Below are 24,314 nucleotides of genomic sequence, written 5' to 3'. Positions count from 1 at the left end.
ATGGTCCCCTCAATCATCAGGATGCATTTGTCCTGCTCCTGTCCCACGGTCCGCTCCTGCTCTCCGTTGGAATTTGCCTTCAGAGAGGAATAGCCCCATCAGCGTCAGCGCCGTCCCGACGCCGGTCATCCAGGTGAAGGGCTCGTCCAGGATCGCCACCGAGGCGGCCACCGTGATCACCGGCACCAGATAGATGTACACGCAGGTCTTCACCGCCCCCAGCTCCTTCACCGCGAAGTTCCAGGTGACGAAGCACAGCGCAGAGGCCCCCAGCCCCAGGAACAGCAGGTTCCCCAGGTCCACCGGGTCCAGAAGGCAGGCCAGGTCCGGCCGGGCGCCGGAGAGCGCCAGCACCGGCAGCATGAATACCAGTCCGTAGAAGAAGGTCCGCCGTGTGGTGAGGACCGTGGGGTGGCCCAGGGCGCTGATCTTCCGGGTCAGCAGGGCATAGCAGGCCCACACGAAGGCGGCCAGCAGCGCCAGCAGGTCTCCCCGCAGGTCCAGCGCCAGGGCGGAGCCGTTGAAGCTGATGAGGCAGATGCCCGCCATGGCCACGGCAAAGCCCGCGAAGAAGGTGGGCCGCAGCCGGTCCTCTCCCCGCATGAGGAAATGGGTCAGCAGGGCGGTGAAGCAGGGGGACACGGAGATGATGACCCCCACGTTGGAGGCCATGGTGTACGTCAGGGCGATGTTCTCCAGCAGGTAGTACAGGCACACGCCGCACAGCCCCGCCAGGGCGAACGATCCCTCCTGCCGCCGTGTCACGCCCCGCAGGCGGCGGGGGCAGGCGATCCACAGTGCCAGATAGCCCATCACAAACCGGATGAACAGGATCTCCACCGGCCGGAAGTCCTCCAGCAGCACCTTGGTGGAGATGAACGTGGTCCCCCAGATGGCAATGGTCAGCAGGGCCGCCAAATGGCCCCGGGCAGTATTTGTCTCCACAGCTGCGTCATCCTCTCTCCCGTTCCTCCCGGAACAGCGCCCGGTAGGCCCCCGGCGTCAGGCCGGTATAGGCGGTAAAATAGTTGGTGAAGTGGCTCTGGTCGGAAAAGCCTGCGGCCAGGGCGGTCTCCGCCGGGGACAGGCCCCGCTCCAGCAGATGCCGGGCCCGGTCCACCCGCAGCGCCAGCAGATAGCGGTAGGGCGTGATGCCCTTTTCCCGGGCAAAGGCCCGGACCAGGGCGGACTTGCTCAATCCCGCCTGGCGGCTGATGTCCGCCAGGGTGAGAGGCTGCGCAAAGCGGTCCCGCATGAAGACGCAGGCCCGTGCCACCTCTGCCCGGCAGGCGGCCGTCTCTGCCTGTCCGGCGTAGTCCGGCAGCAGGCGGCCAAAGGCCAGCACCAGCGCCTCCTCCAGCCGGAGAGGTGAGCCGTCTTCCAGCACCGCCCGGTGCAGATCCCTCAGGCGGCGGGCCAGCTCCCGGTCCCGGACCACCGGCCGTGTAAAGTCCGGCAGGATCCGGCGGCCCGTGATTTCTTCCGCCAGGGACATCATGGTGTCCCGGGGAATGTTCAGCCCCCGATAGTCCAGCGCCCCGTCCTCCCGGACGCAGCCATGGCTGTCCCCGGGGTTGAGCAGCAGCACGTCTCCGGGACCGATGGCCTCCCGCCGTCTGCCGCAGGTGAGGGTCCGAGTCCCCCGCTCCACCACGCCGATCACATAGTGGCCGTGAAAGTGGCTGGGAAAGGGCCGCTCCAGCCCCCGAAGGCAGTAGGCATCCAGTCCCAGGACCGGGTCATGCCGGGCGGTCCGCATCGTTTGTCTCATGGGTCTTTCCTCCTGTCAGCATCGATCAGCGTACCACACCGCAGAGGGCCCTGTCTTGCAGAATATCCGCTTTTTCTCAGGCGTAGTGGTAGCGGCGGCGCATGAGGATCAGCAGCGCCGCGGACAGCACGGCCCCCAGCAGCTCTGCCGCCGCCACAGACCACCAGACGCCGTCCACGCCGAAGAGCAGCGGCATCACCAGCACCAGCCCGCCCCGCAGCAGCAGCGTGCGGGTGAAGGCGATCAGGGCGGAGAGCGCCCCGTTGCACAATGCCGTGAAGAAGGCGGAGGCGTAGATGTTCAGCCCGCAGAAGAGATAGCACAGGGCGAAGATCCGGAAGCCGTGGGTGGTCAGCTCCAGCAGCTCCGGCGAGTAGCCCACGAAGGCGGCGGACAGGGGCCGGCTCAAGAGCTCCGAGGCCGCCACCATCACCACGGAGGTGACGGCGATGATGACGCCGCTGCGGCGGAAGATGTTCTTCAGCTCATCGTGATTCTCCGCCCCGTAGTGGTAGCTGACGATGGGGGCACTGCCCATGGAGAATCCCAGGAACGCAGCCACGAACACGAAGTCCACATACATCATCACCGAGTGGGCCGCCACGCCGGGCTCCCCCAGCAGGTCCATCAGCCGGATGTTGTAGAGGATTCCTACCACGGACGCGGAGATATTGCTCATCAGCTCCGAGGAGCCGTTGGTGCAGGCGTGGAGCAGCTGCCGGCCGTAAAACCGGGTCCGCACCAGCCGCAGGCCCTCCCGCCGGGGCATGAGGAAGTACACCACCGGGATGACGCCGCCCACGCAGTAGCCCAGCACCGTGGCCAAGGCGGCGCCCACCACACCCATGTCCAGCAGGGCAATGAACACGTAGTCGAAGACGATGTTGGTGGCTCCGGCGGCCAGAGAGAGCAGCAGCCCCAGCTTGGGTTTCTCCGCCGCTGAGAAAAAGCTCTGGAAGGCGCTCTGCAGCATGAACACGGCGCTGCCCGCCAGCAGGATCCGGCCATAGGCGATGCAGTCCGGCAGCAGCAGGTCGCTGGCCCCGGCAAAGCGCATGATGGGCTCGATGAAGGCGATGGTGACGATGGAGAGCACCACGCCCAGCCCCGCCACACACCAGATGAAGAGCGTGAAATATCGGGAGGCCAGCTCCGGCTTTCCCTCCCCCAGGGTCCGGGCCACGATGGCGCTGCCGCCGGTGCCCAGCATGAAGCCGAAGGCGCCGATGATCATGGTGATGGGAAAGGCGATGTTCACTGCCGACAGGGCCAGATCTCCCACCAGGTTGGACACGAACAGCCCGTCTACCACGCTGTACAGCGAGGTGAAGATCATCATGATGATGGACGGCAGCGTGTACCGCAGCAGCCGCCCGTAGGTGAAGTGGTCAGAGAGTTTGATCTGCATACTTGGATTCTCCTGTTTCAGTCTCCTGTGTCCTGGGCCTTGAGAAATCGCTCCGTCTCCGTCCGGAAGGCGTCCAGCAGCTTCTGGCTCAGGTCCAGAAGCGCCGCGCGCTCTTCCCCGGACAGGTGGGAGACCGCGGCGTTCTCCATGCCGAACACCCGGTCCACGGTCCGGCGCAGGAAGGCGTCCCCCGCCTCCGTCACCAGGACCTGCTTGTTTTTCAGATTTCCATCCGCCGCCTCCAGCCGGAGATAACCCGCCTCCACCAGCTTTTTCAGGGCGGAATTCACCGTCTGCCTGGACAGGGACAGTGTCTCGCTCAGCTGCGTCTGGGTCAGGGGCGTATCCTCCGCCCGCAGGGTGTACAGCAGCCAGAGGGCGCAGTCCGACAGGCCGCAGGACCGGGCCACCCGGTGATACAGCTGGCCATTCTCATTGTACAGACGGTTGAAGTCCTTCCAAAACGCCGCCAGCTCTGAAGCGTTCATTTCCCTCACCTCTCAATCCGTTTTCGGACAAATTCCCGGACCATTATACGAATACAGCCTCTCTCTGTCAATAGGGGCCGTCAAACAGCGGCGGTGCTTCGTCAAAATATCCCTTGCGTTTTTCCCGGAAAACGCATATCTTAAAGGAGCGGAAGGAGGCGTCTCATGGACTCGGACAAGCTGTTGAATCTGGCCACGGAGCTGGGCTGCCTGCTGGCGGAGAGCGGGGCGGAGATCTCCCGGGTGGAGGAGTCCGTGTACCGGCTGCTGCGTGCCTATCAGGGGGAGGACGCCCAGGTGTTCGCCATCCCCAGCTGTTTGATCGTCAGCCTGAAGGCGGAGGATGGCCGTCCCACGACCCGGATGCGGCGGATCCGTTCCCACGGCACCGATATCGAACTGCTGGAGGCATGCAACGCCCTGTGCCGGGAGCTCTGCCGCACCGCGCCTCCCCTGGATGAGGCCCGGGCCCGGGTAGGCCGTCTGCCCGCCTCCTGCCGCCGCCACCGTCCTGCCACGGTGCTGCTGGGGTACGCCGCGGCCCCCGCCTTCTTCTGTCCCCTGTTCGGCGGGGGGATCTGGGACGCGCTCAGCGCCTTTTTCTGCGGCCTGGTGGTGGGTGCCTGCCTGCTCTTCGGCGGAAAATGGCTGGGCAGCAACAGCTTTCTGCGGACGCTGGTGTGCAGCGGCATCGCCTCTCTGCTGTCCCTGCTGCTGGTGCGGGCGGGGCTGGGCAGCAATGTGGACCTGGTGACCATCGGTGTTTTGATGCTGCTGGTGCCCGGCGTGGCCCTGACCAACGCCATGCGGGAACTGGTGGCGGGAGACACCTACTCCGGTCTCAGCCGAACGGCGGAGGCCATCCTGATCGCCATGGGCATCGCCCTGGGCTCCGCAGTGGGGCTGGGCATCGGACAGATCCTGTAAAGGGGGATGACATTCATGGAGCTCTGGTCTCAGTATATCCTGCCCTGCCTGTGTGCCTTTGCCGGGTGCATCGGCTTCACGCTGGTCTTCAATATCCACGGCCCCGGCAAGCTGATCGCCGGCTGCGGCGGTGCGCTGGGATGGCTGGTGTATCTGCTGGGAGGCAAGACCATTCTGGCGGGCTTTTTTGCCGCCATGGCCATCAGCCTGTTCTCAGAGATCATGGCCCGCATCCGCCGCTGTCCTGTCACCGGCTACCAGCTGGTGGCCCTGCTGCCCCTGGTGCCCGGCGGCGGCATCTACTACGCCATGAGCTACTGCCTGGCGGGCGACACCGGTCAGTTCCTGAACGCCCTGCTGGACACCCTGGGCATGGCGGCGGCCCTGGCGGTGGGCGTCATCCTGGCCTCCTCCCTGTTCCGGGCGGTGTTTCCGCGTCTGGTGCGCCCCACGCGGTCTCCATCCTCCGGCGGTCCAAAGCCATAATGTCTCTGCGGTCCGGCGGTCTTCCGCCGGACCGCTTTTTCCGCCGCCTTGCGCGGCGGGAGCGGAGGGGGTATAATGAGGTCGACTTGATTCGACAGAGGGGGACTTCCATGTACATCGCCGACCTCCACATCCACTCCCGGTTCTCCCGGGCCACCAGTAAAGACGGAGACCTGCCCCATCTGGACTGGTGGGCCCGGCGGAAGGGCATCGGTCTGGTGGGCACCGGGGACTTCACCCACCCCGCCTGGCGGGCGGAGCTGCGGGAGCAGCTGGTGCCTGCCGGAGAGGGGCTCTACACCCTGCGGGAGGACCTGCGCCTGCCGGACGGTGCCCCCGGACCGGCGCCCCGGTTCGTCATCACCGGGGAGATCAGCTGCATCTACAAGCGCCACGGCAAGACTCGAAAGGTCCACAACCTGATCCTCCTGCCCTCTCTGGAGGCGGCGGACGAGCTCTCTGCCCGGCTGGAGGCCATCGGCAACATCCGCTCCGACGGCCGGCCCATCCTGGGACTGGACAGCCGGGACCTGCTGGAGCTGACGCTGGAGACCTGCCCCGACGCGGAATTCATCCCCGCCCACATCTGGACGCCCCACTTCGCCCTGTTCGGCGCCTTCTCCGGCTTTGACACCATGGAGGAATGCTTCGGCGACCTGACGGACCACATCCATGCGGTGGAGACCGGCCTCTCCTCAGACCCGCCCATGAACTGGCGGGTCTCCGCCCTGGACGGTCTGACGCTGGTGTCCCACTCCGACGCCCACTCCCCCTCCAAGCTGGGCCGGGAGGCGGATCTGCTGGACACGGGCCTGACCTACCCGGAGCTGCTCCGGGCCATCCGCACCGGGGAGGGATTTCGCGGCACGGTGGAGTTCTTCCCGGAGGAGGGCAAGTACCACCTGGACGGCCACCGGAACTGCGGCGTCTGCCTGACCCCGGCGGAGACGGCAGCCCTGGGCGGTGTCTGTCCGGTGTGCGGAAAGAAGCTGACCATCGGCGTGGAGCACCGGGTGGAAGCTCTGGCGGATCGGCCCGCCGGGTTCCGGCCCGAAACCGCCAAGCCCTTTGAGAGTCTGGCCCCCCTGCCGGAGGTCATCGCCGCCTCCACCGGTGCCTCCGCCTCCGGAAAGGCCACCCAGGCCCTGTACGAGCAGATGCTCCGGAAGCTGGGGTCGGAGTTCTCCATCCTGCGGGAGGTGCCGGCGGAGGACATCGCCCGCACTGCCGATCCCTGCGTGGCGGAGGGCATCCGCCGCCTGCGCTCCGGCCAGGTGGAGCGCAGGCCGGGCTTTGACGGGGAGTACGGCGTCATCTCCCTGCTGACCCCCGGCGAGATCGCCCGGTTCAGCGGACAGATCTCCCTGTTCGGTCTGGACGTGCCCCCAGGGAAGCCCAAGCCCCGCCGGGAGCTGAAGAAGCACTCTGTGGCGCCGGAAGCGGTCCCGGAGGCTCCCCAGGCGGAGGACCTGAACCCCCGGCAGCTGGAGGCTGTCACCTCTGAGGCAGCTGTCACAGCCGTGGCGGCGGGCCCCGGCACCGGCAAGACCAAGACCCTGGTGGCCCGGATCGCCTGGCTGGTGGAGGAAAAGGGCGTCCGTCCCGGGGAAATCACCGCCGTCACCTTCACCAACCAGGCCGCCGCGGAGATGCGCGCCCGGCTGGAGCAGCGGCTGGGCGGGAAACGGGCGGTGAGCCCCATGACCATCGGCACGTTCCATTCCATTTGTCTGGATCTCCTGGGAGATGTACGGCTCATCAGCCCCGGCGAGGCTTTGACCATCGCGGAGCAGGTGCTGCGGGAAAGCGGAAAAAAGGGCGGCGGGAAAGCGCTGCTCCAGGCCGTCTCCCGGGTGAAGAACGGCGCCTCTCTGGAGGACGCGGGCCTGGATGGAGACTTGTTTGAGGCCTATCAGACCCGACTGGGTGAGCTGGGCGCCCTGGACTTTGATGACCTGCTGACGGAGGGGCTGAAAAAAGACGTCACCGGACTGCGGCGCTTCCGCCACCTGCTGGTGGACGAGTTCCAGGACATCAACGATGCCCAGTATCAGCTGGTCCGGTCCTGGAGCCGGAACGGGGATCTGTTCGTCATCGGCGACCCGGACCAGTCCATCTATGGATTCCGGGGCGCCTCGGGCCGCTGCTTCCAGCGGCTGCTTGAAGATGTCGCGAATGTAAAGGAAATCCGCCTGACAGAAAATTACCGCTCCGCCCCCGCCATTTTGGAGGCGGCTCTGGCGGTGATCGCCCGCAATCCCGGCGGGGACCGGACCCTGGTCCCCCATCGGCCCGCAGGCCCCCCGGTGCGGCTGGTGCAGGCGGCGGACGGCTTCTCCGAGGCGGTGTTCATCGCCAAGGAGATCGGCCGCATGACCGGCGGCGTGGATATGCTGGAGGCTCAGGCCCTGGATCACGAACGGACCGTCCGGGCCTTCTCCGACATTGCCGTCCTCTGCCGTACTCATCGTCAGCTGGAGCTGGTGGAGAAGTGCCTCCGCCACGACGACATCCCCTGCTTAGTCACCGGGCAGGAGGATTTTCTGGACGATCCGGCAGTCCGGGGTGCCCTGGCGTTTTTCCGTTTTCTGCTGGAGCCGTCGGACGGCGCGGCGCTGGAGACCGCCCTGCGGCTGCTGTGGGACTGCCCGGCGGACCTCATTCAAAAAGCCCAGTCCCCCTGCCAAGCCGCAGACGCGCTGAATCCGGCGGCCCTGCGGGAGGCCGTGCGGGGCCACGGCATCCTGGAGGCCTGGCTGGACCGGGCGGAAGAATGGCTGCCCTGGGTCCGGGCCAAAAAGCCCCGGCAGCTGGTGGAGCAGTGGGAGGCCCAGTACGGCACCTCCCCCGCCCTGGAGCGGCTGCGGAACACAGCGGTGTTCCACGAGGACTTTGACAGCCTCTGGAACGCCCTGGTCCTGGGCCAGGAGGCGGACCTCCAGCGGGCAGCCGGGAAAAACTGGGCCTCCGGCGCCGTGCGGCTGATGACGCTCCATGGCGCCAAGGGGCTGGAATTCCCGGCGGTGTTCCTGGCCGGCCTCTCCGCCGGGGCGCTGCCTCTGGAGTCCCCGGGCCGTCCGGCGGACGTGGAGGAGGAGCGGCGCCTGTTCTTCGTCGGGCTGACTCGTGCCCGTGAGGAGTTGATCCTCACCTCCGCCCCGGAGCCATCCCCCTTCCTGAGGGAACTGCCGGAGGCGGTGGCCCGGGAAACGGCAGGCCGCCGACGAGACGCCGAGCAGCTGAGCCTGTTCTGACCTCCGAAAAAAGCGCCGGACAGGGCAAGCTGTCCGGCGCTTGGTGTCTCTGCTGCATTGCTGTGGGAAGCAGGGCGCAGTAGCTGGAAAGGGGGCGCAGCGTATTTGCGCCGAAAAAGCGTTTTCCGCGCGGGTAAAAACCTTGGCGGAGGGACGGCTCTGTCGGCCGGAGCATTTTGATCCCAAAGAGCGGAGCGGGCCTTCAGCCCGCGGAGGCCACAAAAAAGGACACGACTTACGTCGTGTCCTTTTTTGTGGTCCGAGTGGCGAGACTTGAACTCACGGCCTCTTGACCCCCAGTCAAGCGCGCTACCAACTGCGCCACACCCGGAAATGTGCTGCTCGAAGTCAGCTCAATTATAATAGCACACTGTTTCTGGAAATGCAACCCCAAAAATGAAAAAAATTAAAAAAATAAAAATGATGGATGTTGTTGACAAATGGGAACGGGGTATAGTATAATAATCAGGCGTCCGACAGAGGGCGCCTTTCCGAATGGAGAGATGTCCGAGCGGTTGAAGGAACCGGTCTTGAAAACCGGCGACGCGCAAGCGTCCGTGGGTTCGAATCCCACTCTCTCCGCCACATCGTTTCAAGTTCATAGGATATCTGCAGAAGTACCCAAGAGGCCGAAGGGGCTCCCCTGCTAAGGGAGTAGGGTGTCTAAAAAACGCCGCGAGGGTTCAAATCCCTCCTTCTGCGCCAGCTCGGCGCAAGCGACATATCGCTTGCGCCGAGCTTTTTCACTTCATTGCAAAGCTCATCGTGCGCTCATTCTGCTGCTCCTCGCTTCCAAACTGGACCCGCTGTCGCTGGGCTCCGGTTTGGGGCCGCCGCTGCGCGGCGCTTTTGTCTGCCCCTGAAAAATATCAATTTTGACCGTCCCTTCCACGTCGAAGCAAAGTCCGCTTTGCTCCAACGGCTTTTTATGCCTGAGGCAAAAAGAGACGTCATCCGTCCCTTCCCTGCTGCGCCATCTGCCGCGCTTCAGTCCTTGTATAGCCGAGCGACTCCATGTCCTCCAGGAACGCCCCCACCAGCCTGGCGCCCCCCTGCTGCCTGCATCGGCGGAGCAGTTCTCGGTCTGACGTGATGAAGAGCCTCTGCCCGCACTTTTCCAGCAGATGTTCCCGCTTCAGCTTATCCATCGCCCGTTGGACCGTATGGGGATTGACCCGATACTGTACGCTCAGCCGTCGGATGGACTGCATCTGCTGACCCGGGCGCAGCTGACAGGACAGGATCTCCGCCGTGATGCGGCCGGCGATCTGCAGGTAAAATGATCTACAGTCCATGGTGCAGCTTCCCTCCAACGCAAGCGATGCCCTGGCTCCCAAGCCACCCTGCAGCAGCTCCCAGCAGGATCCCCGCCAGAACGTCTGTCGGATAGTGGACATACAGGTATAGCCTGGAAAACGAGATCAGCGCCGCCAGAAGCAGAGCCGGGATCCACAGTCTGTTCCCGTCGGCATAGAGCGCCGTGACCGCAGCGAACGAGGCTCCGGTATGGCCGGAGGGGAACGAGAAATCGTCCGGCCGGGCGACCAGCAGCTGAACCGCCGTATTCACATCGCATGGACGGACCCGGGCGATCAGCGGTTTCAGCACCAGATTGCAGCAGATGACCTCCAGTGCGAGCCCGGCCAGGACCGCCGCTCCGGCCTTCCGGTACCTCGGAATGAGCAGGAGGATCCCGGCAAACGCAATCCAGATGAGGCCGCCGTTTCCCAGGGTTGTGACAGCCGGCATCAGCAGATCCATGACGGGGTTCCGCAGATTCCCCTGGATCCAATCCAGGAGCGCAAATTCAAAGGAGCGCATCGCTGTCACCTGTCCTCTCTGCCGGAGGCTGCCTCCGCAGCGGGCTGCAGGGAAGCGCCGCAGCGGCCGCAGTGTCGGTCGTCCGGACTGCAGTCCGCCCCACAGGTCGGACATGTCACATGGAAGCTCCTGCCGCAGGCGGTGCAGAAGGACGCCTTTCTCTGCCAGGTGCCGCAGGCAGCGCACCGCTGGCGCAGGAGACTGCGGATAACCAGGAACAGGATCAGTCCCCATAGGCTCCACAGGAGTCCCAAAAGCGGCCACACCAGCGTGTTCATCCGTGCGCGCACTGATGCCTGGAAGAGCCAGGCAGGCACCAGAAGCCACCACGCTGCTACCAGTGCGCAGAACACCACTCCCAGCGCAAGCAGAGCGACCTTCACCGGCAGGGCAGGCTCTGTGATGCCATGTGCATCGTCCCAGCCCTCCCAGTCATGGGACCACTCTCCCCGGAATGCATCGATCTGCTCCTCCTGCTGTGCAGCTGAAGTGATTTGGGAAATCTGCGGCTGGAGCAGGACCACGGAAAGGATCCCTCCCAGCAGGACTGCGCAGACAGAGAAAATGGCCAATCGCCTGACCACCCTTCCGAACTTCATCTGCAGGATCCGCTCTTTCCAGTGTTTCATGAGATGACCTCCTCATTTTCGCAGTCGGTTTCGCTTCTGGAAACCGGAAATTCCTTTTGATAGGTCGCCGCCAAACGCTGTCCCACCGCCGCCAGTCGGCGGTCAAGCGCGATCCTGCGGCCGGTCCCCTCCGTCTCACGGAGGGAGCCGGCCAGCGCGTCACCCGCCGCCTGCCGGAACCCGGCCGCATCACGGGCCTTCCAGATCCCGTCTCCCTCCGGGATCCACCCCTGATAGACCGGAATATCCCGCAAGATCACCGGGATCCCGCAGGCCAGCGCCTCCAGCACCGCGATGCCCTCTGTTTCCTCATAACTGAGAAAGGCAAACGCATCTGCTCCGCAATAGGCGTCCCGGAGCTCCTTCTGCCCGATGTAGCCTGCAAAGCACAGATTGTCCGGCGGCGCCGCCATCGCCCGGCGGACGGCCCGCGGTATCAGGCAGGCGGGGGTATCGCCGAACCAGTAGAACCGGACCTGCGGCATCTGCCGGGCAAGGGCGATGTAGTCCAGGATCCCCTTGCGCTCGATCATATGCCCCACGGAAATGACGGCCCGATCCTCCTCTGACAGCCCGTATCTCTCCCGAAAGGCACGCCGCCGAGCCGCGTCCGGAGAGAAGAAGTCTGTGTCCACACCGTTTGTAAGACTGTAGACCGGCTTTCGGATGCCATATTCCAGAAGGAGCCGTCTGGAGTAGTCCGTGGGCGTTATGACGACGTCTCCCATCTGATAGCACAGCCTGATCCACCGCTTGAACAGCGGGGCCAGCCAGTTCGAGCCGGGAAAGGAGCGGCGAAAGTCCTCCATGGTCGAATGGGCGTAATAGACGACCCTTTTCCCGGTGAGGCGGGCTGCAAGAGCGGCCAAAAGCGCGTCCGGGAACACCGTGTTGATGTGGACGATCTGCCCCTCCCGCATCGACTGTGCCAGGGGGATGCCGGCCGCCGCCAGGGCCCTTCGCTGGTGGAGCAGGGCCTGCCCGATCCCGCTCCTGCAGACCAGGCGGAAGCCGCCGGGATAGAGATAGACAGACAAATCACATACCTCCCAAATGCAGCCATGACAGGAGATTCGTCCAGCCCAGCAGCAGGAACGCGCTGTACAGGGCAATGGAAAACGGCTTGCACAGCCAGATGATGGCGGTGAACGTCTTCCAGGAGAGCGGAGTGGTCCCGGCCAGATAGCACAGGAAATCGTCCGGCGCCACAGGGAAAAAGATAGCCGCCGCCAGCCAGCGGGACAGGTGCCTGCGGGACCGCATCCACCGGTCGTATCTCTCCAGCTGCTCGGGGCGGAAGATCCGCCCCAGCAGAGGGCGTCCGAAGTGGCGGGCGATCAGGAACGCCAGCATGGAGTCGGCGCAGATCCCGAGGTAGTTATACAAAAATCCGCACCAGGGGCCGAAGATCAGCACCCCGGCCAGGCAGCTGACCCCGCCGGGCAGGATCGGGATCACCACCTGCACCGTCTGCAGCAGCAGAAACAGCAGCGCCCCCCAGAACCCCGCTCTCCGGATGAAGGCGGACATGGCCTGCCGGGAAGTCAGCAGTCCGCTGTTCCAGGCCAGAACGGCCAAAACGGCACAGAGGATCAGGCCGAGCAGGGAGACATATCGCAGGATTCCGCCTGCACCCGCCTCTCTCCCAGGCTCCTCCGTCTGTTCCGGCGGCGCCCTTCGGACGGCAGAGCGACGCCCCTCTGTCTGCTGCATTTTCATAAGATGGCGATCCCTCTTTCAACCGGTCTGATCCGCGTCTTCCTGTGCTCAGTGTAAATTGGGGGATTAAACAGACCGGAAACGGCGGTTAAACTGTCCGTAAAACATACGGCCGGGGACCTGTCCCCGGCCGCATGTCTATGCCCGCTCACCCGCCGTAGTACGGCGTCAGGCCGAACAGGCCCCATAGGGGCCGTAGCCGCCGGGCGCCTGTCCCTGTGCGTTTTGGGAAGCGGATGCGGCGGGATCCGGCTCCGCCCCCCATGTCACGGTGATCTGCAGGCTCTGTCCCCCGCGGACGACTGTGAACCGGGCGGTATCCCCTGCGGTGTAAGACTTCTTTGCCGCAGACAGGTCTGTCATGGTCCGGATCTCCGTCCCATCGATCCGGGTGATGACATCCCCCACCTGGAGCCCCGCCGCCGCGGCGGCTCCGCCGGGGTCCTTCTGGCCAACAGCACTCTGCTGCAGGTGCTGACCGCCCTGGGCCTGCCGGCGCCTGCCGCCAAGCTGATCACCGAGGTGACCCTGTTTTCCGTCAGCTTTTCCGTCCAGACACTGGTGATCTTCCGCGGAAAGAAGCCGGAGAAAAAGGAGGCGGCCCGCCATGTCCATGCGTAAAAGGACGTCTCCGGCTGCCGCCCGCCGCCGGCCCGCAGCGCTGTTTCTGCTGGTGGATGTGCTGGCTGCGGCGCTGCTGGTGTTCGGGAATTATTTCTTTCTGTACATTGCCCCCATACAGGGGCTGGGAGGGTCATCCATGTCCCTTCCTCAGGTGCAGAACAACCTCCAGCCCTCCGCACATCAACAGGTCACGGAGATCACCAGAAGTGCGCCGGAGCAAACCCAGCCCCTCAGCCTGCGGGAAAAATTTGCGGAGCATTTCACGGACACGGTGGTCTCCACCGGTACCAGTTATTCCAGCCCCGACCTCTCCGTGGAGGTCACGCAGCACACCTTTGGCCGCAGGAGTGATGCCGTGACCTATTATGTGGCGGATATCTACATGGCGGATCTGCGTTCTTTTCAGACCGAATTTGCCGGCGAAAAATATGATGCCAACGGGCTGCGTGCTCTACCAGGACGGGACCATGGCCACATACGGCCCCAATCAGTTTGACCCAGAGGCGGCACTGTAGCAGGGGATCCTCCAGACCTGGGTCTTCGGTCCCCGCCTGCTGGATGACAGGGGAAAGGCCCTGAAAACCTTTGACACCTGGGACTATATCAAGAAGATCCACCCCCGCACCGCACTGGGCTACTACGAGCCCGGCCATTACTGCTTTGTAACGGTGGATGGACGCCAGCCGGGATACTCCAGGGGAATGAGCCTCCCGGAGCTGGCGCAGGTCTTTGAGGGTCTGGGCTGCGCCGCGGCCTACAATCTGGACGGTGGCCACACGGTCTTCATGACTCTGGAAAACCGATATGTCAACCACTCCTACAAGCCCTCCAAGACCATTTCTGACTGCATCTGTATCTGTGAACCCAAAAAGGAGGCTTCCGCATGAAGATCCGAATGATCCTCTCCAATCTGGTCATCATTCTCTCCCTGTGTTTTCTCACCTTCGCCGTTTTGGACTGGTATAACCCCATGATGAACTTCTCCGGCAACACGATCTCGTCCAAGCTTTTGCTGGTACTCTGTGTGAGCGCCATCGCGCTGGCAGTTCTGACGCTCCTGCCCCAGAAACAGGAACCTGTGCAGCCTCATGCGGTTCAGCACCGCACAGGGCATCACAAACGCTGAGCGCCTCAAAAGAGAGCCAGCACCCGGTTTGCTCCGGATGCCGGCTCTTCTTGTCCTGTTAAATCTGATTAAATCTGAATGGTGAACCGGGCGCCTCTCCCCGGTTCGCTGGCCGCCTGGATGGTCCAGCCGTGGACCTCCACGATCCATTTCACAATGGAGAGCCCCAGCCCGGAGCCGCTGCGGTCCCGGGCCTGATCCGCCCGGTAAAAGCGGTCAAAAATATGGGGGAGCTCCTTTTCCCCGATCCCGATGCCGTCGTCCTGGATGGTCAGAAGGATATGCCCGTCCTGTTCCAGCGCGTTGACCGCGACGGTGCCGCCTGCCTTTCCATATTTGATCCCGTTCTCCACCAGGTTCAGCAGCAGCTGGGTCATCAGGCTCTGGTCGGCGGAGAGCTGAATGCGGGGCGGCACCTGCTCGATCAGGGTAATGCCGCCGGCCGCCGCCGCCTCCGTCAGCTCCGCCAGCACGTCCGACACCATCTCCGCCAGGGTGATCTCCTCCAGGGACAGCTGGTACTTTCCCTCATAGCCCCGGGTCAGGGCCAGCAGCTGGGCGATGATGCTGTGCATTCTCCGGCTCTCCGTCAGAATGGCGGATGCCTGCTCCACCGTCTCCCGGTCGGGGGCATGGGCGGCCAGGTTTTCCGCATAGGCCATGATGACGGAGACCGGGGTGCGCAGCTCGTGGGAGGCATCCGAGGTGAACTGCTTCTCCCGCTGGAAGGAGTCCTCCAGGCGGGCCAGCATCCCGTTAAAGGCCCCCGCCAGCCGCCCCACCTCGTCCCGGCTCTCGATACCTGTGATCCGCCGGGACAGATTCCCGGCCCCCAGAGACACCGCCGTTTCGGTAATATGGTCAATGGGACGCAGGGCCAGCTTGGCCAGAAAGTAGCTGCCAAAGACAGCCAGCCCCAGGAACGCGGGGACGGCCAGCAGCATCACCAGTTGGAGCTGGTCCAGGGACCGCTCCACCGTGCCGTTGGAGCGGGAGACCCGGATCCGGATCTTTTCTCCCCCTTCCAGCTCCAACTCCTGATCCAGGTAGAGCTGGTCCCCCCGCCCGGTGGAGGACAGATAGACCTCGTCGGGCTGAAAGGCGGGCGCGTCCGCCCAGGCGTTTTCATTGGATACGATCCGTCCGCCAGACTCCGTGTTGAGCAGATACTGGGTCCCAGCGGGCAGGTCCAGGTCGTTGAGGAGCCGCAGATCGCCATCTTCCAGTTCGATGTGGGAGGCCAGCTGGCCCGCCGCCGAGCGGAGGTACGCCTCCTAGTCCCGCCGCAGGGACCCCGCCATGGCGCCGTACAGGACCGGCAGGGATACCGCCAGCAAGATCGCCGTGAGCAGGGTGTACCAGAGCATGATTTGAATGCGGATGGATACCTTACGCATCGCCGCACCTCATCACATAGCCAAAGCCCCGGACGGTGTGGATCAGCTTGTTGGAAAAGGGCTTGTCCACCTTGTTGCGCAGGTACCGGATGTACACGTCCACGATGTTTGAGTCGTAGTCAAAGTCGAAGTTCCAGACGTGGACAGAGATCTGGGAGCGGGTCAGGGTCTGCCCCTGGTGGCGCAGCAAATACTCCAGCAGGGCGTACTCCTTGGAGGTCAGCAGCAGCTTTTTCCCGGCCCGCTGGACGGTTTTGCTGGCCGTGTCCATCACCAGATCATCCAGCTTTAGTACAGGGCTTCGCACCTCGCTCTGGCGGCGGAGCAGAGCCCGGACCCGGGCCAGCAGCTCGTCAAAAGAGAAGGGCTTCACCAGATAGTCGTCCGCCCCGGCGTCCAGCCCGGCCACCCGGTCCTCGATGGAATCCTTGGCCGTGAGCAGCAGGACGTTGGCGTGGTTTCCCCCGCCCCGCAGCCTGCGCAGCAGCGTCAGCCCGTCTATCTTTGGGAGCATCCAGTCCAGGACGATGCAGTCGTAGTCCGCCGCCTCCGCGTAGTCCAGGCCGTCCCTGCCGTCAAAGCAGCAATCCACGGAGTGGCCCTCCTCCGCCAGGCGTTTGGCCAGGATGCCATTCAGCGCCGCATCGTCTTCAATCACCAAAACACGCATACGCGTTCACCTCCTTGATTGATATGCGCTCTATCTTAACGGAGAAAAATGAGAATCCGGTGAAAAAACCTCATTGGATCCTCATGGTTTTCTCATTTTCCTGGGGTATATTGTCATCATATTTAAAGGCGGGGCAAATTGCCGACAAATTCCATCTTCAGACCAAGGAGGCATCTTTATGAATGAATTGAGACAAAAGCGGCGGGCCCAGCCCCGCCGCTTGCCTTGTCATATCAGCATGGCCAGCGTCCCGGCCACGATCAGGGCCAGTCCCAGACCGGAGCGGCGGGTCAGCCGCTCATGGAACACCAGGTAGGAGAAGGCCACCGTGACCAGAATGCTCAGCTTGTCGATGGGGGCCACCACGCTGGCGGGGCCGTCCTGAAGGGCATGGTAGTAACACAGCCAGGAGGCGCCGGTGGCGATACCGGACAGGCAGATGAAGATCAACTCGCGCCGTGGCACCTGCCGCACCGCTTTGGCCTTGCCGGTCACCAGCACCATGACCCAGGCCATGACCAGCACCACCCCGGTGCGGATGGCGGCCCCCAGATTGGACTCCACCCCCTGGATACCCACCTTGCCCAGAATGGCGGTGAGGCTGGCAAACATAGCGGAGCCAAAAGCGCAGAGCATCCAGCCCTTCCCAGAGCCCCCGCGTGGGCCTTTCTGCTGCCTCTTCTCGATCATCAGGAAGGTGCCCGCGCCGATCAGCACCACTCCGATCCCCTGGAACAGGCCGATGGGCTCTCCCAGCAGGAGGAAGGCCAGCAGGATGGTGAGCACGGTGCTGGATTTGTCGATGGGCACCACCTTGTTGATGTCGCCGATTTGAAGCGCCCTAAAATAGCACAGCCAAGAAGCGCCGGTGGCCAGCCCGGACAGGATCAGAAACAAGAGCGTCGTCCGGTCTATGGTTTGAATCTGCTCCTGGGACCCCACCAAAAATACCATGATCCATGCAAAGATCAGAACGACGATGGTTCGGATCGCGGTGGCCACCGTGGAGTCCGTCCTTCGGATGCCGCACTTGGCCAGAATGTCCGTCACACCTGCGAAAAATGCCGATCCAGCCGCAAACAGCAGCCACATCTTCCTCTCCCCTCTTTCCCATTACTGTCCCCGGAAGCGATACCCCGCGCCCCAGACTGTCTGGATATACCGTGGGTGGCCGGGGTCCTGCTCGATCTTCTCCCGGATGCGGTTGATATGGACCGCCACAGTGGCGTTGTCCCCCATGGCCTCCAGCCCCCAGATCCTTTCGTACAGCTCCTCCCGGCTGAACACCATGTCCAGATGGAGCATCAGAAAGCAGAGCAGCTCATATTCCCGGTTTTTCAGTTCCACCTCCCGCCCGTCCACAAAGACCCGCCGGGTCTCCGTGTTCAGGCGCACGCCGCCCACCTGAAGCTCCGGCTTCGCCCTCTGCTGCCCGCCGGTCAGGCGCTGGTACCGGGCCAGGTAGGCGCGGACCCGGGCCACCAGGACACTGGGGGAAAAGGGCTTTTCAATGTAGTCGTCCGCCCCCAGACCCAGGCCCCGGATCTTGTCAATGTCCTCCCGCCGGGCGGTCACCATGAGGATGGGAATGTCGGTCTCCTCCCGCAGACGGCGGCAGACAGAGTAGCCGTCCATACCCGGCAGCATCAGGTCCAGCAGGATCAGGTCAAAGTCCCCGTGAAGCCCCCGCTCCAGTCCCGCAAGCCCGTCCGCAGCGATCTCCACCTGGTAATCGTTCAGTTCCAGATAATCCCGTTCGATGGTGGCGATGTCCCTGTCATCCTCGATGATCAGGATCTTCTGCATCTCCATGTTCCTCCTTCGGCAGTGTGATCTCTATGGCCAGCCCCCCGCCGGGGACATTGAACGCACGGATGGTCCCGCCCATGCCCTGCACCGCCTTGGCGGCGATGGCCAATCCCAGGCCGCTGCCGCCGGCGGGGTCTCTACGGGCCGGGTCGCTGCGGTAAAAGACGTCGAACAGCTTAGGCAGGGCCTCCTCCGGCACTCCCGGGCCATCATCGGCCAGGGTCAGGCGGCCACTCTCCTCCAGCGTGATCCGGAGGCGTCCCGTCTCCTTGGCCTTATATTTGATGCTGTTTTCCAGAATGTTGGAGAGTACCCGGCGCAGCTGTTCAGGGTCGGCGGAGACGGTCACCGGAGTCAGCTGCTCCGCCGTGATCTCCAGCCCGCGTGTCCGGCTGTCCAGGGCGGCCTCCTCCACAAAGCCGGCGACAAACTCGTCCAGGCGGATGGGGCGCATCTCCATGGGGACCCCCTCCAGGTCCAGCTTGGAGTAGAGAAAGAGCTGAGACACCAGCCGGTCGATGTCCTCCGCCTTGGTGCGGATGGTGCGCAGGTACCGCTGCTTGCTCTCCTCGGTCTGGGCCACTCCGTCCAGCAGGCCCTCCACATAGGCCCGGATGGAGGTCAGAGGGGTGCGCAGGTCGTGGGAGATGCCCGCCAGCAGCTCCTTCCGGCTCTCCTCGTCCCGGCGGGTGCGCTCCACCGATTCCTTCAGCCGGGCGGCCATTTCGTTAAACGCGCCGCACACCGGCGCAAACTCGTCCTTCCCGGCATAGGCGATCCGGAAGTCCAGATCGCCCTCCCCGATGCGGCGGACGCCGGCAGCCAGCAGATCCAGCGGCTCCTCCACCCTGCGGAGCACAAAGCGGGTGAGAAAGCGGTTCGTCGCCAAAATGGAGAGCACGATGGCCAGCAGGATCAGCAGAGCCGACAGTGCGACCGCCGCCTTGACCGCTTCGCCGGTGTGCTCCCCAGGCGTGCCGAACAAAGCCAGCTGCATGGTGCGCCCCTGATACGTCAGGCGGGTCAGATAGATCCCACGGCTCCCGGTGCTGACCTGCACGGGATCGCAGTCCAGGCTTTCCGCGCTCTGCAGCAGCCGGGCGTCATCCGCCTGCTCTGTGCCGAAGGTGTAGACAGGCCTGCCGTCCTCCGTCAGCACCAGCCGCATAGCGCTGCCGTCCAGCAGCGAAACGATCTGCCGGATCTCCCGGCTGCCGCTGTCCGCCGGGGCCTCCTGGAGCACTTCCCTGCAGGTCCGGCCGATCCAGGCGCCCTCTGCTTTTGCGGAGGGCGGCGGAAAAACGTTGACAGCACATCCGCCCGATGCTATAACAAGAAATCATCGGGATGGCGGCCAGGCGTGCTTCGGCAGGGCCCCGGCGCTGTTTCCGGGATCTTCGGAGGGTCTGTCCCCGTGCCGCGGCCGGAATTGTTTATCTCCGGTTTATACTCCGTTTAAAGATCCGCCGTAAAATCAAGTGTGACGCGGGGGATCCCCTCTCTTGCTCCCGCACGATCCTCTGGCTGGGAGGCCGAGTCCTTTGAATCCCTACAAAAGCTTGATGGCAAATACAGTGCTGTTCGGCATCAGCACATTCGGTGCCCGGTTTCTCACCTTCCTGCTGACGCCTTTCTACACCCGCATCCTCTCCAGCGCGGAATACGGCGTGACGGATCTGCTGCTGCAGACCGGCAATTTGATCATCCCCATCGCCTCTGTGGGGATCGCCAACGGTGTGATCCGGTATGGTCTGGAGCGCAGCACAGACAAAAACAGCGTCTTTACCACCGGCCTGCTGACAGCATCGGCCGGCTTTGTCGTTTTGCTCCTGCTCTCTCCCCTGCTGGACAGAGTGGCGTTTCTCTCCGGATATGTGTGGCTGATCCTGCTCTATGTCCTGGTGGCAAACGTGCACTCTGTCTGCAACCAGTTCGCGCGCTCCATCGGCCATGTCCGCCTCTTTGCCCTGGACGGCATCCTGCGCACGGCCTTGACCATCCTGTTCAACATCCTGCTGCTGGCGGTATTCCCCATGGGCGTCACCGGCTACGTGCTGGCCAATGTGCTGGCCGACGGGATCACCACCGTGTTCGTCTTTGTGCGGGCGGGTCTGTGGCGGTTCTTCCGCCTGTCCTCCCTCTCCCGGCGGGACACCATCCGGATGCTCCGGTACAGTGCGCCGCTGGTCCCCAGCACCCTCTGCAGCTGGATCATCAACATCTCCGACCGATATCTGATCGCCCTGCTGATCGGAAGTGCCGCCACCGGTATCTACGCAGTGGCCAACAAGGTCCCCAGCATCCTCATGACCGTTGCCAATATCTTCACCTCCGCATGGCAGATCTCCGCAGTGGCTGAGCGGACACCGGCGGAAAAGGAGCGGTTCTTCTCCAACGTGTACTCTGTCTATACGGCAGTTGCGTTTGCAGCGGCCTCCGGCGTCATCCTCACCGCGCAGATCTCCACCCGCCTGCTGGCCGCGCCGGGCTACTATGCGGCATGGCGGTATGTGCCGGTGCTCACGCTGGCCACGACCTTCGCCTGTCTCGGCTCCTTCCTGTCCTCCATCTATATGGCGGAGCAGCGCAGCACCGCCACATTTGCCACCACCATGCTGGGCGCGGCGTGTAATCTCGTCGGAAACTTCTCTCTGATCCGGTACTGGGGCTCCATGGGAGCAGCGGTCTCCACGCTGCTCAGCTATATCCTGATCTTTGCCGTGCGGGCGGTCCATACCCGCTCCCTGCTCCGCCTCCACTGGAGTTTTCCTCAGCTCGCGGTGAGTGCTCTTCTTCTGGCCGCACAGTGCGTGATGATGGAGAGGGATGTCCCCTTCTGGCCCCTCTGGTCCGCCATCTGCCTCCTGGGCATCTGCGCGATCCATCTCAAGGCACTTCTCCGCGCGGTAAAAAGCGGTCTTTAGGGCTCCGCAGCGCAGCCCTGTCCCCCGGCTCCCGGAGCGCGTCCTTCCAGGCCCTGCAGCAGCTTGACCGCCATGTCTCTTGTGATCTCATAGATCGACAGGAGCACATAGTCGGTATGGGACTGCCGCAGGGCCTCCTTCTGTTCCTCCGTGACCACGGTATAGGGGTAGATCCCAAACATGAACGGGAAGAACGCGTAGATGAACCCCTGAACGTCAGCAGCGGTCATCTGCGGGAAAAACTGCTCCAGGCAGCGGGTGACCGCCCGGATGGAGTTCCCATAGGCGACCTTGAAGGCCACGAGATTTTCCATCCGGCTGTTTGCCTCCATATCATAGTGATTCATGGACATGAGCTTCAGAAGCCGGCTGCGCCGCTCCAGGGAACGGGCCAGCGCATCTGCGAACTGGCTGACCGTCATCCGGCGGCAGCTCATTCGGATCTCGTGCAGGTCCTCGATCCAGGCCTCATACTCCCTCTGCAGCAGGGCCAGGAAAATCTCCTCTTTTGTGTGGAAATAATAGTAGATCAGGGTGCGGGTGAACGAGGTCTTCGCCCCGATGTCCTTGAGCGTCACATCCTTGAAATTCATGGTCTCATACAGCTCGGCGCAGGCGCTGATGATCTCGGCCTTTCTGGCCTGGGTCAGCTCCTCAGATCCCTTCGGCATGGCTGGCACTTCCTCTCCCTCTTATTCGCCGCGCAGCGCACATGCTGCGCTCCGGCGCTGATGTCATTATATCCCGCTTTTGACACTGCGTCAAACGGCTGTGGATGCCGCCCGACCGCCGGGACCGCCGGCAGATACGCCTCTGCCCCGCAAAAAAGAGGTCCGCCCGGATGGGCTGCGCAGGCAGCCCATCCGGGCGGATCTGTCTTTCTTCATCTGTGCGATCCCCCGACCGGAAAGAAGGGGGCCGGATGCTGAAACGGCTTTCCCGCTGTCACATGCTCTCCTTCAGGATCTCAGCGATCTCGCTGTGTTCCAGCGCCTTGTAGCCGCCTGACAGGATGATGGTACCGTCGGCGATGCCCTCCAGCATATCTTCCGTCGCGCCCAGCTCGGAGATCTTCATGACCAATCCCAGCTCACGCATCCACACTTCCATGGCGTTCAGCCCTTCCTCCGCCACCTGCTCATCCGTCTTACCGCAGGGATCCACATCCCACACATTGACGGCGAACCTCTTGAACTTCTGCAGGCCGTAGGGGAGAATATGCCGATAATACGGCAGGGACACTGCTGCCAGCGTCATGCCGTGGGTGGCGTTGGTATACGCCCCCACTGACTGACCGATCATATGCACCATCCAATCGGTGCTCTTGCCGCGGGACACCAGCGTATTCAACGCCCAGGTGGCCGTCCACATCAGGTTGCTGCGGGCCTCATAGTCCTGCGGATCTCTGTTGGCGATCCGGCTGGCGTGGAGGACCGCCCGCATCAGTCCCTCGCTGATATAGTCGCTCACATTGTCGTCTTCGCCGGAGAAATACTGCTCACAGATGTGGTTGAAGATGTCATAGATGCCGGAAACCATCTGATAGCGCGGCAGCGTCAGGGTGTATCTGGGGTTCAGGATGGCGAATTTGGGCATGATCCTCTCGTCTGCAAAGACATGTCCGATCTTCTGCTTTGTCTTCTGGTTGGTGATGACGGCGCCGGCGTTCATCTCAGAGCCGGTCCCCACCATGGTCAGCACGCAGCCCACCGGCAGCGTCTCACAGGCGGGTTCCTCAAAACGCAGATAATATTTCTCCCAGGGGTCTTCCTCACAGTTGACCGAGACGGATACCGCCTTGGCATAGTCGCAGACAGAACCGCCGCCCACCGCCAGAAGCAGATCCGCATGGTGACTGCGGGCGATCTCGATGCCCTCATACAGCTTGGCAAGGGTGGAGTTGGGCATGACGCCGGCGATCTCTTCCACATTCTTACCGCTCTCCTGCAGGATCCTGGTCACTTCCTCATAGATGCCGTTTTTCTTGATGGAGCCGCCGCCGTAGATCAGCACGACATTCGGCCCGTACTTGTGTAGCTCTTCGGAAAGGAAGCGCAGCGAATCATCGCCGAAATACAGCTTGGTCGGATTGCAGTAAGAAAAATTGCCTAACACTTGAATCTTCTCCTTTCTTTACGCCTGCGGATCTTTTTTGAAGGACAGGCACTTGCCGATGACCTCTCCGGTCTTCAGGTACTCATAGGTGGGGAACGCAAACAGTACCGGCTTCAGGGTGTGGTAATCGATCTTTCCGGCCTCGTTCAAATGTTCCTCCTCCACATAGGTGTTGTCGATGGTGCAGATAAAGCTCTCAAAGCCCGGGGTGCTGTAGACATCAACCACGGAACACTCCATCGTCAGCGGAGCCTTCTGGATGATCGGCGCGCCGGCCTCACCCGGCTCATACTCAAATACCGCCGACTTGTCCGCCTTCGCACCGCTGACGGAGCCCACATAGTCGGCCTCCGGGAGCATGCCCTCGTCCACGATGTTGACGGACAGCTTCTTGCCGGATTTGATGAACTCGTTGATGAAGTGGGCGCCGGCCAGGCTGACCAGGACCCTGTCGTGCCCGATGATGCCCACATGAGCCGCCAGCGTCCAGGTGGGCTTTTCGCCGTTCATTGCGCCAATCACGACAGCGGGCGTGGGATATAGCGCCAGCGCAGGACCGATGTTTTTCTTCACAGTGTTTACCGACCTTTCAAAGTGATTTGGTGTATCTGCCTTTGATTTTGACGCCATGTCAAATACAGAGGAAAATCATTGCGGCCCCTGGCCGCTCTTGTTTTGACACTGTGTCAGCATTTGCAATATATCACTGTTTTGACACAATGTCAAGATATAATTTTCGATTCGGAGACGGCATTTGCCTCCGCCCGGATACTATGCAGACAGCATACTTGAGTTCCTCCCGGAAAGGAACTAAGATGGTCTTATCGACCAGATGTTTCATGTGGAGGGACGATATGGCTGAACGGAAAAATCTCTGCTACAACTGCTTTCAGGAAAAGCCCGAGACAGACGGCCCCTGCCCGTACTGTGGCTTTGACCTGGCTGAAAATGAAAAGAAATTCCCGGTGGCCCTGCGGGCCGGGACCGTGCTGAACGGCCGCTACATCATCGGCCGGGTGCTGGGACAGGGCGGCTTCGGCATCACGTACCTGGCCTGGGACACCAAGCTGGAGGCCCGGGTGGCCGTGAAGGAGTTCATGCCCAACGAGATCGCCACCCGGGTGGGCACCACCGTCTCCGTGGCGG

27 protein-coding genes, 3 tRNA genes and 1 pseudogene are annotated in these 24,314 nt (G+C 63.0%); 11 read left to right on the top strand and 20 right to left on the bottom strand.

The window, feature by feature from the left end; translation table 11 throughout:
- Window positions 1-9: 9 nt before the first annotated feature.
- The 4 genes from H9X91_RS04655 to H9X91_RS04640 form a co-directional block, all read right to left on the bottom strand.
- Window positions 10-945 carry an EamA family transporter gene (locus tag H9X91_RS04655; protein ID WP_204803021.1) on the bottom strand — a complete coding sequence of 312 codons (936 nt, stop codon included), beginning with the start codon at window positions 943-945 and terminating at the stop codon, window positions 10-12.
- Between the two features lie 7 nt (window positions 946-952).
- Window positions 953-1,771, bottom strand: coding sequence for an AraC family transcriptional regulator (locus H9X91_RS04650; RefSeq protein WP_204803019.1), 819 nt, complete (start codon window positions 1,769-1,771; stop codon window positions 953-955).
- Between the two features lie 76 nt (window positions 1,772-1,847).
- Entirely contained in the window at window positions 1,848-3,179 is a 1,332-nt protein-coding gene (locus H9X91_RS04645; protein WP_204803017.1) for an MATE family efflux transporter, read from the bottom strand.
- Window positions 3,180-3,196: 17 nt separating this feature from the next.
- A complete protein-coding gene (locus H9X91_RS04640; protein ID WP_204803015.1) occupies window positions 3,197-3,667 on the bottom strand; it encodes a MarR family winged helix-turn-helix transcriptional regulator in 471 nt (156 codons plus the stop codon).
- A 165-nt stretch (window positions 3,668-3,832) separates the two neighbouring features.
- Here H9X91_RS04640 and H9X91_RS04635 point away from each other — a divergent pair, with 165 nt between their 5' ends.
- From H9X91_RS04635 to H9X91_RS04625, 3 genes are all read left to right on the top strand, one after another.
- Window positions 3,833-4,594 (top strand): threonine/serine exporter family protein, encoded by a 762-nt coding sequence (locus H9X91_RS04635; RefSeq protein ID WP_204803013.1) that lies wholly within the window; start codon window positions 3,833-3,835, stop codon window positions 4,592-4,594.
- Window positions 4,595-4,609: 15 nt separating this feature from the next.
- Window positions 4,610-5,080, top strand: coding sequence for a threonine/serine exporter family protein (locus tag H9X91_RS04630; RefSeq protein ID WP_204803011.1), 471 nt, complete (start codon window positions 4,610-4,612; stop codon window positions 5,078-5,080).
- A 110-nt stretch (window positions 5,081-5,190) separates the two neighbouring features.
- On the top strand, window positions 5,191-8,334 hold the full coding sequence (locus H9X91_RS04625; RefSeq protein WP_204803009.1) for a UvrD-helicase domain-containing protein: 3,144 nt from the start codon (window positions 5,191-5,193) through the stop codon (window positions 8,332-8,334).
- A 255-nt stretch (window positions 8,335-8,589) separates the two neighbouring features.
- Here the strand turns inward: H9X91_RS04625 and H9X91_RS04620 are convergent.
- Window positions 8,590-8,665 (bottom strand) — tRNA-Pro (locus H9X91_RS04620).
- 166 nt (window positions 8,666-8,831) lie between these two features.
- Between H9X91_RS04620 and H9X91_RS04615 the strand changes: the two genes are divergently transcribed.
- Together H9X91_RS04615 and H9X91_RS04610 are read left to right on the top strand one after the other, a co-directional pair.
- Window positions 8,832-8,919, top strand: a tRNA-Ser gene (locus tag H9X91_RS04615).
- Window positions 8,920-8,945: 26 nt separating this feature from the next.
- A tRNA-Ser gene (locus tag H9X91_RS04610) sits at window positions 8,946-9,039 on the top strand.
- Window positions 9,040-9,284: 245 nt separating this feature from the next.
- On the opposite strand, the gene H9X91_RS04605 is transcribed toward H9X91_RS04610, so the two are convergent.
- The 6 genes from H9X91_RS04605 to H9X91_RS04580 all read right to left on the bottom strand — a co-directional run bounded on the left by H9X91_RS04605 (window position 9,285) and on the right by H9X91_RS04580 (window position 12,974).
- On the bottom strand, window positions 9,285-9,629 hold the full coding sequence (locus H9X91_RS04605; RefSeq protein ID WP_204803007.1) for a GntR family transcriptional regulator: 345 nt from the start codon (window positions 9,627-9,629) through the stop codon (window positions 9,285-9,287).
- Window positions 9,619-10,155: a phosphatase PAP2 family protein gene (locus H9X91_RS04600; RefSeq protein WP_204803005.1), complete on the bottom strand. Its 537-nt coding sequence runs from the start codon at window positions 10,153-10,155 to the stop codon at window positions 9,619-9,621. Before H9X91_RS04600 ends, H9X91_RS04605 begins: the two co-directional genes overlap by 11 nt.
- A 5-nt stretch (window positions 10,156-10,160) precedes the next feature.
- Entirely contained in the window at window positions 10,161-10,784 is a 624-nt protein-coding gene (locus tag H9X91_RS04595; protein ID WP_204803003.1) for a hypothetical protein, read from the bottom strand.
- Window positions 10,781-11,821 carry a glycosyltransferase gene (locus tag H9X91_RS04590; protein ID WP_204803001.1) on the bottom strand — a complete coding sequence of 347 codons (1,041 nt, stop codon included), beginning with the start codon at window positions 11,819-11,821 and terminating at the stop codon, window positions 10,781-10,783. Before H9X91_RS04590 ends, H9X91_RS04595 begins: the two co-directional genes overlap by 4 nt.
- Window position 11,822: 1 nt before the next feature.
- Window positions 11,823-12,503, bottom strand: coding sequence for a TVP38/TMEM64 family protein (locus H9X91_RS04585; RefSeq protein WP_243414424.1), 681 nt, complete (start codon window positions 12,501-12,503; stop codon window positions 11,823-11,825).
- 168 nt (window positions 12,504-12,671) lie between these two features.
- Window positions 12,672-12,974, bottom strand: a complete 303-nt coding sequence (locus H9X91_RS04580; RefSeq protein ID WP_243414432.1) for a PDZ domain-containing protein — start codon at window positions 12,972-12,974, stop codon at window positions 12,672-12,674.
- Between H9X91_RS04580 and H9X91_RS14300 the strand changes: the two genes are divergently transcribed.
- The 4 genes from H9X91_RS14300 to H9X91_RS04565 are packed head-to-tail and all read left to right on the top strand — an operon-like array spanning window position 12,975 to window position 14,253.
- Entirely contained in the window at window positions 12,975-13,124 is a 150-nt protein-coding gene (locus tag H9X91_RS14300; RefSeq protein ID WP_243414440.1) for a hypothetical protein, read from the top strand.
- Window positions 13,111-13,623, top strand: coding sequence for a hypothetical protein (locus H9X91_RS04575; protein ID WP_204802996.1), 513 nt, complete (start codon window positions 13,111-13,113; stop codon window positions 13,621-13,623). Before H9X91_RS14300 ends, H9X91_RS04575 begins: the two co-directional genes overlap by 14 nt.
- 25 nt (window positions 13,624-13,648) lie before the next feature.
- On the top strand, window positions 13,649-14,014 hold the full coding sequence (locus H9X91_RS04570; protein WP_204803297.1) for a phosphodiester glycosidase family protein: 366 nt from the start codon (window positions 13,649-13,651) through the stop codon (window positions 14,012-14,014).
- Window positions 14,011-14,253 carry a hypothetical protein gene (locus H9X91_RS04565; protein ID WP_204802994.1) on the top strand — a complete coding sequence of 81 codons (243 nt, stop codon included), beginning with the start codon at window positions 14,011-14,013 and terminating at the stop codon, window positions 14,251-14,253. The genes H9X91_RS04570 and H9X91_RS04565 overlap by 4 nt, the downstream gene beginning before the upstream one ends.
- A gap of 68 nt (window positions 14,254-14,321) precedes the next feature.
- On the opposite strand, the gene H9X91_RS04560 is transcribed toward H9X91_RS04565, so the two are convergent.
- The 6 genes from H9X91_RS04560 to H9X91_RS04540 all read right to left on the bottom strand — a co-directional run bounded on the left by H9X91_RS04560 (window position 14,322) and on the right by H9X91_RS04540 (window position 19,372).
- Window positions 14,322-15,287 carry a sensor histidine kinase gene (locus H9X91_RS04560; protein WP_204802991.1) on the bottom strand — a complete coding sequence of 322 codons (966 nt, stop codon included), beginning with the start codon at window positions 15,285-15,287 and terminating at the stop codon, window positions 14,322-14,324.
- A 240-nt stretch (window positions 15,288-15,527) separates the two neighbouring features.
- A complete protein-coding gene (locus H9X91_RS14570) occupies window positions 15,528-15,650 on the bottom strand; it encodes a hypothetical protein (protein ID WP_275552510.1) in 123 nt (40 codons plus the stop codon).
- On the bottom strand, window positions 15,643-16,320 hold the full coding sequence (locus H9X91_RS04555; RefSeq protein WP_204802989.1) for a response regulator: 678 nt from the start codon (window positions 16,318-16,320) through the stop codon (window positions 15,643-15,645). Before H9X91_RS04555 ends, H9X91_RS14570 begins: the two co-directional genes overlap by 8 nt.
- A 228-nt stretch (window positions 16,321-16,548) precedes the next feature.
- Window positions 16,549-17,412, bottom strand: a complete 864-nt coding sequence (locus tag H9X91_RS04550) for an EamA family transporter (RefSeq protein ID WP_204802987.1) — start codon at window positions 17,410-17,412, stop codon at window positions 16,549-16,551.
- Window positions 17,413-17,433: 21 nt separating this feature from the next.
- A complete protein-coding gene (locus H9X91_RS04545; protein WP_204802984.1) occupies window positions 17,434-18,126 on the bottom strand; it encodes a response regulator transcription factor in 693 nt (230 codons plus the stop codon).
- Window positions 18,098-19,372, bottom strand: a complete 1,275-nt coding sequence (locus H9X91_RS04540; protein WP_204802982.1) for an ATP-binding protein — start codon at window positions 19,370-19,372, stop codon at window positions 18,098-18,100. The genes H9X91_RS04545 and H9X91_RS04540 overlap by 29 nt, the downstream gene beginning before the upstream one ends.
- A 298-nt stretch (window positions 19,373-19,670) precedes the next feature.
- Here H9X91_RS04540 and H9X91_RS04535 point away from each other — a divergent pair, with 298 nt between their 5' ends.
- On the top strand, window positions 19,671-21,053 hold the full coding sequence (locus H9X91_RS04535; protein ID WP_204802980.1) for a lipopolysaccharide biosynthesis protein: 1,383 nt from the start codon (window positions 19,671-19,673) through the stop codon (window positions 21,051-21,053).
- Here H9X91_RS04535 and H9X91_RS04530 read toward each other — a convergent pair.
- The 3 genes from H9X91_RS04530 to H9X91_RS04520 all read right to left on the bottom strand — a co-directional run bounded on the left by H9X91_RS04530 (window position 21,050) and on the right by H9X91_RS04520 (window position 23,798).
- The gene (locus H9X91_RS04530) at window positions 21,050-21,724 is read right to left on the bottom strand and encodes a TetR/AcrR family transcriptional regulator (protein ID WP_204802978.1); all 675 of its coding nucleotides are present in this window, start codon (window positions 21,722-21,724) and stop codon (window positions 21,050-21,052) included. The two genes, H9X91_RS04535 and H9X91_RS04530, sit on opposite strands and share 4 nt — an antisense overlap.
- A 274-nt stretch (window positions 21,725-21,998) precedes the next feature.
- Window positions 21,999-23,168, bottom strand: coding sequence for an iron-containing alcohol dehydrogenase (locus H9X91_RS04525; protein WP_204802976.1), 1,170 nt, complete (start codon window positions 23,166-23,168; stop codon window positions 21,999-22,001).
- A gap of 18 nt (window positions 23,169-23,186) precedes the next feature.
- Window positions 23,187-23,798 (bottom strand): flavin reductase family protein, encoded by a 612-nt coding sequence (locus H9X91_RS04520; protein ID WP_207754333.1) that lies wholly within the window; start codon window positions 23,796-23,798, stop codon window positions 23,187-23,189.
- 224 nt (window positions 23,799-24,022) lie between these two features.
- Between H9X91_RS04520 and H9X91_RS04515 the strand changes: the two are divergent.
- Window positions 24,023-24,314, top strand: a pseudogene (locus H9X91_RS04515) (hypothetical protein); the annotation flags it as partial.

Source organism: Oscillibacter valericigenes, assembly GCF_016902445.1.
Taxonomy (GTDB): Bacteria; Bacillota; Clostridia; order Oscillospirales; family Oscillospiraceae; genus Oscillibacter; species Oscillibacter avistercoris.
The sequence above is the reverse complement of the archived record's forward strand: the minus strand, read 5'-3'. Positions and strand labels throughout refer to the sequence as shown.